This is a genomic window from uncultured Gimesia sp. (assembly GCF_937910335.1).
Taxonomy (GTDB): domain Bacteria; phylum Planctomycetota; class Planctomycetia; order Planctomycetales; family Planctomycetaceae; genus Gimesia.
On record NZ_CALEMX010000485.1, the window covers coordinates 1 to 8,017 of the forward strand.

The following is an 8,017-nucleotide window of genomic DNA, read 5'->3' on the forward strand; positions in this document are numbered from 1 at the left end:
TCGCTGATTCGATGCGCTTGCAGGCGCACTAGGGGAAGACCCATGTGTCCGCCCGTCAGTGCTGCCGCTTGTTATACGGTAGACCGAACCACACTATGACGGCACCTATTTAAGACAAGATTGAAGGACCAAAATCAACTCCTCAATTTCTGTTTCCATTTCACAACCTTCTTCCTCAAGATCTCGTGCCATTGTGAGGTGAGACTCAACATCATCCATCTCTTGTATCAATGCATAAGGCATCTTCTCAAGGGCACTGGCATTGAGCTTAATCGAATCAATCAGACTTTCTAGATCAAGTTCTCCCAGCGCAAATTGATTCAGAGAATCAAATATTCTTTGTTTTAAGGAATCGTCCGACATCGATCAATCCGTATCATGGAAATAGAAAAGGGGCTACCCTATATTTTGTGAATTACCGGTCATTTGACGGAGTGTTTGTGGCGATTTGTTTTGCCAGCGTGCGGCGGTTCTCATGCATTCGATCCGGTAAATCAATCCCAAAGGAGCATAGCAGGTCAATCAGCTCTGCCATCTGTTTTTTCAAATCCAAGTCGCGAGATTCCAGAACCGTTTTTATTTCTCGGTCATATTCTTGACGTAATTCTTTTTTTCGACGGTTGTGTTTTCGGCATTTCAGACATTCTTTCGGAGAGGAATGCACGTAGAACCTATATTGTTCGTACCAGATTTTTTGCTCGTCCGCATTGAACCAATACAGTGCTTTACACTGGAAGCAATGAGCCTTTGCATCCACATACCAGTACCGTGGGCACACAGAGTAATTCTGATGAGTAATATCAGCACGTATCGCCGAATCGTGGTCTAAATCGAAAAATCCATTAAAAAAGGATTGAGACATACCCCTCGAATTGACTTCACCAAAAATATTATCCATCTGATTTCCTGTTCCTTAGATGGGTAACCGATCTTTCAACTGCATGATATTCCATAAGTTGCCTTTGATAAGAATCTTGTGGTAAGACAATCATTCTTCATTTGAATTATAGGGGTGCATCGGGTCGATGCCCCCCTCAATCATACCCAAAAAAGGATCGTCTGTTTCTGTCAGTTCCCCGTTGAGCAAACGGTGAACTCGGAAAACATTGTCATAATCCATCGGTATTTTTCGGTCATGGCCAGTTAGATCCATAAAGTCTTCGTCATCATGACAGTAAAATAAACCATAACTTCCAGGACCGTTTGTAGCAATCCATTCGAGCATCTCCCAGACCGCCGAAGTTCTGTGATTACGTGACACACAATATGTCAATAAGCCCTGATGATTATTGAGTGCTTCAAAAAGTTGCCATTGCAGAAACAGACCAGCAGAGAGTTTCATCCACTCTCGAAAGTTCTGCCATAGTTCTTCATCCGCCCGATCGATCTCAGTATCGATTGATTCAACATTAGCAAAAGTAGCTTCAACCAAAGGCAAACGACTACTGCGCAGGTGGCACCAACCAAAACCGAGCATCATGAAATTTTCCTTTTAACTATCTATATTTCTCATTTGGAGAAGCTGCACGCAACTCGTCGAAATCGCAACTTACAGACATTAGCTGGATTCAATCACGATATCCAACACAGACACAAACCTGAAAGAAAAGTTCGAGAAAAGGGTAAGCCCGGAAAGTAATAAGGATTCAATCTTTAGTATGAGAAAAGTCAATCTCGATTGGATCAGTCAATACGTTCTTCTGCTATTTCGTTATAATTTGCTTTTCCTCATTTTTCAACATCCTCATTCTTTGTTTGCTCGCCGGTCCAGACATTTTAACGACAACACCCTGGTCCCTAGTTGCAATACGAGTCGCAAAGCGATTTATAACCAATCATTAGCTGCTATAATTTCATTGGTGGCTTTTCAAATTACTAATATCAAGGTGAAACCTCGATGAACGCAGATGAAATCATCTTTCAAATCGGTGCTCCAGAGTCACTTCGCGCTGATGTTGTAAACTTATTTGAGGAGGCGTTTGGAGAAAAATTCTCTGTTGCGATACCAGACAAGAAAAAACGTCTTAAAGTATTGTCTGAAGGCTTGAGACTCGACTTCTCTGCGGCCGCACTCTCTGAGGGAAATCTTATCGGAATTGCGGGTTTCCAATCAACAGATGGCTCGCTTACTAAAGGAATCAGTTTGAAATCGTTATTCAAACATTTAGGTGTTTGGGGTTGTTTACGTGCCGTTTCAATTTTCAGCCTCTATCATCGGAAACCGGATCACTCAGAATTACTGATGGATGGCATCGTTGTAAATCAGAATTTGCGTGGACGCGGAATCGGAACACAGATTCTGGAGATATTAAAAGCTTATGCATCGAAGAATGACTATTCAACAATTCGACTGGATGTCATTGATACAAACCCCAATGCGAAACGTTTATACGAACGCCTTGGATTTGTTGCTACAAAAACAGAAACGTTTGAATTCTTAAGAGGATTACTCGGATTTGGTGCATCAACGACGATGATTTATAAACTAAAAGCCTAACAATGTCCGGGGAATCGACCGTTATATTTTAACCGTCTAGAATTCTATTGGGCAAAAAATAAAATCCAGCAACACCATAAAGCAGTAAATAACCCCTATAACATCAACGGCCGGATGGCACTGTCGGCTTGCCCGACAGTGATATGAAACTACCCCAACAACACCCCGCGCGACCCGAGATTCCCGGTGCATGCGCTGGTGATCCGCCATCTAAATTTGTCATTGCAGGTAATCGACCGTTACCGACGGACAACCACGGTTCGTGCGAGTTTATCACCAAAGCGCTGCTTGTCGCGAGACAAGAATATCCTAGCAGCGGCAGGTAAGGCACCAATCAAAAGTGGATTGGCTTCGACAATGCGAAAAAGTGTGCGAACCAGTGTCTGGAGAAATGAACAACGCCCACCATCAAAATTCCGTATTGTAAGTCCTGCCACATATTTTGCCGGTGTCGTGCAGAAGATACCTTCAAAAAACAGGTAGTACGCAAAATAACAAGCCACTACAACGGCACCTTGTAAAGCAATTTGAGAATCAGGGAATTGCTTTGCTATAATAGCAGACCCAATCATTGCCATAAAATTGTCGCAGATTGAAGCAAAGTATCTTGGTCTAAGCGTGCCTTGTGGCGAATCCACAGGAAGTGGCCGAATTGGATCCTTCGGGTCTAGTTGGTGGTCAGCCTGAGGATCACTTTCTTGCATGAAGGCAGCCTTTGCGGGTTGATTAAATTGGTAGATTTCAGTCGGCTAACTTGTTATCCACTTACACGATTCTGTAACCGCTGGTAGATATGATTAACACAGGTCTTTTCAGACTATATAAAAATCGTACCAAACTGAAACACCCAGTCAACAGAAAGCTTTATAACATCATATGCAGGCCGAGCTCAGCGAGCAGTAATCTGACAGAGCAACAGAACCATCAATCGTAAGCGTCCTCTGTTCGATCCAAAGGCCCCGACAGTTTCCTGTTGATTAACAACAACCCCGAATTGCATTCGAGGCCGCCCCACACGTTTATTGAATCCACAAATGACACATTTTCGTGCCTTTCGTGTTTTTCGTGGTAATCCAACCTCTGCAACTCGTTTGCCGCTCAGAATAAAATCGGCGCCACGGTTCCAGGTGGTGTTTATTTAATCGTTTTGAGGATCATTCTTAGGAAAGTCACCTTTAACGAGATCGGTATTAACTGCCACTAATGCCTTGCGGCTGATCTTGTTTTTGATCATTAGCCGAATGGCGTTAGCCACGGTCCCTCACAAGTTGCAAAGAACTATTGGAAATAAGAAACACGACCTGACCGCCGTTAGCAACAAAAACAGAAATGAAAACGAGAGCAAGCTAATCATGTAAAGCCAACCTCAAGTAAGCGTAGGGGAGAACCCATGTGTCCTCCCGCGAGAGCAGAAATCGCAACAACAAATCGTTTCGTGTCTTTCGTGCTTTTCGTGGTAGAAAATAATCAACAATGACGTCAGTGCAATCAACCCACGCACAAAAATGCCATCCGATATCAACAACCAGCCCTAACTGAATATCTGAGCGGGTCGGCGTCAGGTGGTGTTTATTTAATCGTTTTGAGGATCATTCTTAGGAAAGTCACCTTTAACGAGATCGGTATTAACCGCCGCTAATGCCTTGCGGCTGATCTTGTTTTTGATCATTAGCCGAATGGCGTTAGCCACGGTCCCTCACAAGTTGCAAAGAACTATTGGAAATAAGAAACACGATCTGGCCGCCATTATAGAAATCAGAGCAACAGCGGGTAGCGCCGTACCGCTCAAACAAGCATGATTTCTTACCAATCGCAATTCACCGGATGGCACAGTCGGCTTGCCCGACAGTGATGAGTAACCGCCCTCAACTTCATACCGCGATTAAAAAACGCATCTCGTTTTCGCGCAACACAAGCCTGACAGTTTTTACTCCTTACTGAGAAAGGAAAGAGTGCGGCGAGATGCAAAGGAAACAGAGTCCGTTGCACGTATACCCTGACACTGCTAAGCTACATGCTATGCCTAATCGATACCGAATTCAATTTCCACCATCCGACTCTGAGAAACTAGAGCAAGATGAAATCTTCTTTACTCTCATTGAGAATGGTGAAGAGAAGCGTTTAAGATTCCACGATTACGACGAGATCTACAAGCGGCCTGGCTTGTATGAGCAGCTCTTTTACGAGCGACTTGGTTGTAACTCACCTGAAAAAGTAGCCGATCTCCTGCAACGTGCGCTTGATACCGTCCGCGAACCTGTTACCGAATTGCGCGTTATCGACTTGGGGGCTGGCAACGGAATGATGGGCGAAGTCCTCAAACGCAACGGCGTTGCCAGGCTGGTGGGCGCGGATATCATCCCCGAAGCACGCGAGGCGGCTTTCCGAGACCGATCTACCGTCTACGACGACTACTATATCAAAGACTTTACAAACCTGGACAACGACGTGCTTGAAGAACTCCGCGAATGGCGTTTTAACTGCTTAACCTGCGTCGCAGCGCTCGGTTTTGGTGACATTCCCCCACGCGCCTTCTTCAATGCCGTAAAGCTCATTCGAACCGACGGCTGGCTGGCTTTCAATATCAAGGAAACGTTTCTCGATCACACCGAGCAAACAGGATTTTCGCGTCTCGTCCGCGAATTGATCTTCTCGAAGTACCTGGATATTTATCATCTCGAACGTTACCGACACCGCCTTTCGATGGAAGGCACGCAGCTGTTCTACTATGCACTGGTAGGACGCTTGACGGCCTCGATCCCCGAAGGTTTTCTCGAACAATATGGTATCGAGGACTAAGGCAATCCTGCCGATCAGCTTCGCGTTCACATCGAGCGTCGCACGATCCGCCAGAAAAAGATCAACGCCACCAGACCAATCATCGCAGAGCCGGTAAGTACTGCGAACACGTATTGATGTCCCAACTCACCCGGCCATCGATCCAGCAAAACACCCATCAATGGTCCCATGAAGATATCGGGCGTGTATCCGACCACCGAGACGATACCCACTGCGGCGCCGGTATCACCAAACGGCACGCGTCCTTCTTCCATGATCGCATAATACAGCCCTCGCAAAGCGAACACCGCTGCGCTGGTAGCGATCATGATCACAAAGAAAAACGCAATCATGCCGGGACGAAATGCACCGGAGGCAATCACAGCGCTGCCCATTCCAAACACCAGCATACTCAACATCGCCATCCGCGTAACGCCAAAGCGATCGGCCAGAAAACCCGCAGCAATCGCCGCGAAAGGCCGAACCCACATCGAAAGTGTGCCGACCCGGGCCGCTTGAATTTCGTCGAAATCCAACACGTCGAAGGCGTACAGCGAAATATCGTCCAAACCCTTGTATCCTACATACGCGCAGACAACAACGACTGCTTGCAGCCACACCGTCGGCATTCGCAACAAACGCCCGACTCCTTTTGGCTGGAGCTTGTTCTGTAAGTCATCGGACGGTAAGTCATCAGACGGTTCGCGCCACCTTGGTAAAGCAAACCATACGAATACAGCAGCGCCAAACGTGATCCCCGAGAACAAAAAGATGACTTGCCGAAAGGCGTTAGCCCGCTGGTCAGGTGTAGCACTTTGCACTTCCTCGGGCATGAAGAAGGCGAATAACACCACCGCACCACTGCCAATGACAGCAGCAACCAGTCCACGTCCTCCGTCGAGCATTCCAAAGGCGCGACCAGGTAGATTGGCCCCGCCCCACGCACGCGTGGCTCGAATAAGGGGTGCCCAAAACAATAAAATCGTCGTGACACCCCAGAAACCATACAGCACTTTGAGTTCCGCCAGCGACGGTATTGATGCCAGTACCAGACCACCAATTGAGGTAGCGAGCAACGCGAAAGCCATGAGCTTCCGAGCCGAAAACCGATCCGCAAGGGGCCCACCCGGAAAGTACGCCAGCATTGCGACTACGCCGTACACCGAAAAGGCGACCCCCAGTTCTAAGTTGGTCAGATGGAACACTTCCAACAATGTCGGTCGAAATATGCGGGGAAGCACAAACGGCAGAAAGAAGGCCGCTTCGCCTGCCACAATCAGTGCGAGGAGCGAGATGGACCGACGAAGAGACGATGATTGCCGATCGAGGTTTTGCATACGAGGTTCCAGTAAAGGAAGAACTGTTGAGAGTAACCAACCATGGGGCACCAACCAAAATTTGTCAATCCACCAAGCCGCGAATTACCCCCAAACTCGAACTTCACCCCACAAACATCGGCTCATCCACAAACCGATGACTGACACGACGCAGAACGGACCTTTAGCTATCGCAGCAACTCCTTGTGTAGTATGCCGGCGGTTGCATCGACCGCCACGGCAAAGAGATTTTACTAAGGCGCAGAACCGGCGACCACTGTCGAATTGCTCGTCCGACACTGATTTGAAATATCCCCAACTTCACCCCGCGCATAAAAAACGCACTCGTTATTGGAGTGCGTTATATTATCTCAAAAGATGTCCGATGATTACTGGTTGCCCTGCAAACGGGTCAAGCGGGCGCGACGGCGGTTACTTCGGTTTTCATCACTTGGCTTTTCGTAATACTCGCGGCGGCGCATTTCTTTTTTAATGCCAGCGTGCTCTACAATCTTACGGAACCGTTTTACTGCCTCCTGAATTGATTCGAAAGACTATATCGGGATCTGATCCTTTTTAAGCCTCTTGAGAAAGTAGAATTCGCTTTCTCCTCTCTGAGGGTTTGCAGGGCGAACCAGATAGCGTTCTTTGTGTCTAGCTGGTGACATAGTCCGATAGTCAGTCCAATGGAGAATTCATGTGCCATCCTCTCGTTCTCGGTTCGGTAGAGCCACTGCCTATCTTACAATACACGCCAGACAGACATGACGAAACCGATGGGCATATATACGTTGATTCTCTCGACAAAGCCGCGTCCTACGACTCTCAAGTCATCTTTTCGACACGCTTCCTATATTACATCAGCACTCGGCATACTGGTGACGCTTGCGGCTTCTCAGGCGACTACGACGAGGCTGAATCTGCCCGAAGGGAACTTGCGGCCTTTCTTGAACGCTCCTTGGAAATTTGTGCCGACTTGCAGTTGTTCGTAGCGTTTACTGATTACGGCGATTCGGGAGTCGTGCCATCCAGATTCGACTACGTCGGACCAAGTGACATTCGTACCTGGATGACAGGCTTCACCCCAGGTGACTTTTTCCAAGTTATTCGAGAAGTAGTCTGAACAATCAGCACTGCTTTGAAAAAAGTTTTCACTCGATACTGAGATCGCAAAGAGTTTCTACCGCGAAGCGGCCGGGTGGCACAGTCGGCTACTAGTATAGCCCGACAGTGATTTGAAACCACACACCACTTCACACCGCGCATAAAAAAACGCACTCGTGATTCGAGTGCGTTATATTATCTCGAAAGATGTCCGGTGATTACTGATTGCCCTGCAGGCGAGTCAGTCGGGCGCGGCGTTCGGCGCGGCGGCGGTTTCTTCGGTTTTCATCACTTGGCTTTTCGTAATACTCGCGGCGGCGCA

Annotated in this window: 8 protein-coding genes and 1 pseudogene; 2 read left to right on the plus strand and 7 right to left on the minus strand. The window is 47.4% G+C overall.

Features of this window, described 5'->3' with window-relative positions:
• Positions 1-105 precede the first annotated feature (105 nt).
• The 3 genes from Q0668_RS19645 to Q0668_RS19655 form a co-directional block, all read right to left on the minus strand.
• On the minus strand, positions 106-363 hold the full coding sequence (locus tag Q0668_RS19645) for a hypothetical protein (RefSeq protein ID WP_298867759.1): 258 nt from the start codon (positions 361-363) through the stop codon (positions 106-108).
• A gap of 52 nt (positions 364-415) precedes the next feature.
• Positions 416-898: a zinc-ribbon domain containing protein gene (locus Q0668_RS19650; RefSeq protein ID WP_298867761.1), complete on the minus strand. Its 483-nt coding sequence runs from the start codon at positions 896-898 to the stop codon at positions 416-418.
• A gap of 90 nt (positions 899-988) precedes the next feature.
• Positions 989-1,480: an Imm7 family immunity protein gene (locus Q0668_RS19655; RefSeq protein ID WP_298867763.1), complete on the minus strand. Its 492-nt coding sequence runs from the start codon at positions 1,478-1,480 to the stop codon at positions 989-991.
• Between the two features lie 417 nt (positions 1,481-1,897).
• Here Q0668_RS19655 and Q0668_RS19660 point away from each other — a divergent pair, with 417 nt between their 5' ends.
• Positions 1,898-2,497, plus strand: a complete 600-nt coding sequence (locus Q0668_RS19660; protein WP_298867765.1) for a GNAT family N-acetyltransferase — start codon at positions 1,898-1,900, stop codon at positions 2,495-2,497.
• 239 nt (positions 2,498-2,736) lie between these two features.
• On the opposite strand, the gene Q0668_RS19665 is transcribed toward Q0668_RS19660, so the two are convergent.
• The gene (locus Q0668_RS19665) at positions 2,737-3,201 is read right to left on the minus strand and encodes an RDD family protein (protein WP_298867767.1); all 465 of its coding nucleotides are present in this window, start codon (positions 3,199-3,201) and stop codon (positions 2,737-2,739) included.
• Positions 3,202-4,516: 1,315 nt separating this feature from the next.
• Here Q0668_RS19665 and Q0668_RS19670 point away from each other — a divergent pair.
• On the plus strand, positions 4,517-5,296 hold the full coding sequence (locus Q0668_RS19670) for a methyltransferase domain-containing protein (RefSeq protein WP_298867769.1): 780 nt from the start codon (positions 4,517-4,519) through the stop codon (positions 5,294-5,296).
• Between the two features lie 26 nt (positions 5,297-5,322).
• Here the strand turns inward: Q0668_RS19670 and Q0668_RS19675 are convergent, their stop codons facing one another.
• The 3 genes and pseudogenes from Q0668_RS19675 to Q0668_RS25980 all read right to left on the minus strand — a co-directional run.
• Positions 5,323-6,612 carry an MFS transporter gene (locus tag Q0668_RS19675; RefSeq protein WP_298867770.1) on the minus strand — a complete coding sequence of 430 codons (1,290 nt, stop codon included), beginning with the start codon at positions 6,610-6,612 and terminating at the stop codon, positions 5,323-5,325.
• 368 nt (positions 6,613-6,980) lie between these two features.
• Positions 6,981-7,133 carry a 30S ribosomal protein S21 gene (gene rpsU, locus Q0668_RS19680; protein ID WP_298867771.1) on the minus strand — a complete coding sequence of 51 codons (153 nt, stop codon included), beginning with the start codon at positions 7,131-7,133 and terminating at the stop codon, positions 6,981-6,983.
• 780 nt (positions 7,134-7,913) lie between these two features.
• Positions 7,914-8,017, minus strand: a pseudogene (locus Q0668_RS25980) (30S ribosomal protein S21); the annotation flags it as partial.

Excerpts from the sequence above, each read along its gene's own strand:
- Q0668_RS19645 (WP_298867759.1), bottom strand. The coding sequence starts at position 363 with ATGTCGGACGATTCCTTAAAACAAAGAATATTTGATTCTCTGAATCAA.
- Q0668_RS19650 (WP_298867761.1), bottom strand. The coding sequence starts at position 898 with ATGGATAATATTTTTGGTGAAGTCAATTCGAGGGGTATGTCTCAATCC.
- Q0668_RS19655 (WP_298867763.1), bottom strand. The coding sequence starts at position 1,480 with ATGATGCTCGGTTTTGGTTGGTGCCACCTGCGCAGTAGTCGTTTGCCT.
- Q0668_RS19660 (WP_298867765.1), top strand. The coding sequence starts at position 1,898 with ATGAACGCAGATGAAATCATCTTTCAAATCGGTGCTCCAGAGTCACTT.
- Q0668_RS19665 (WP_298867767.1), bottom strand. The coding sequence starts at position 3,201 with ATGCAAGAAAGTGATCCTCAGGCTGACCACCAACTAGACCCGAAGGAT.
- Q0668_RS19670 (WP_298867769.1), top strand. The coding sequence starts at position 4,517 with ATGCCTAATCGATACCGAATTCAATTTCCACCATCCGACTCTGAGAAA.
- Q0668_RS19675 (WP_298867770.1), bottom strand. The coding sequence starts at position 6,612 with ATGCAAAACCTCGATCGGCAATCATCGTCTCTTCGTCGGTCCATCTCG.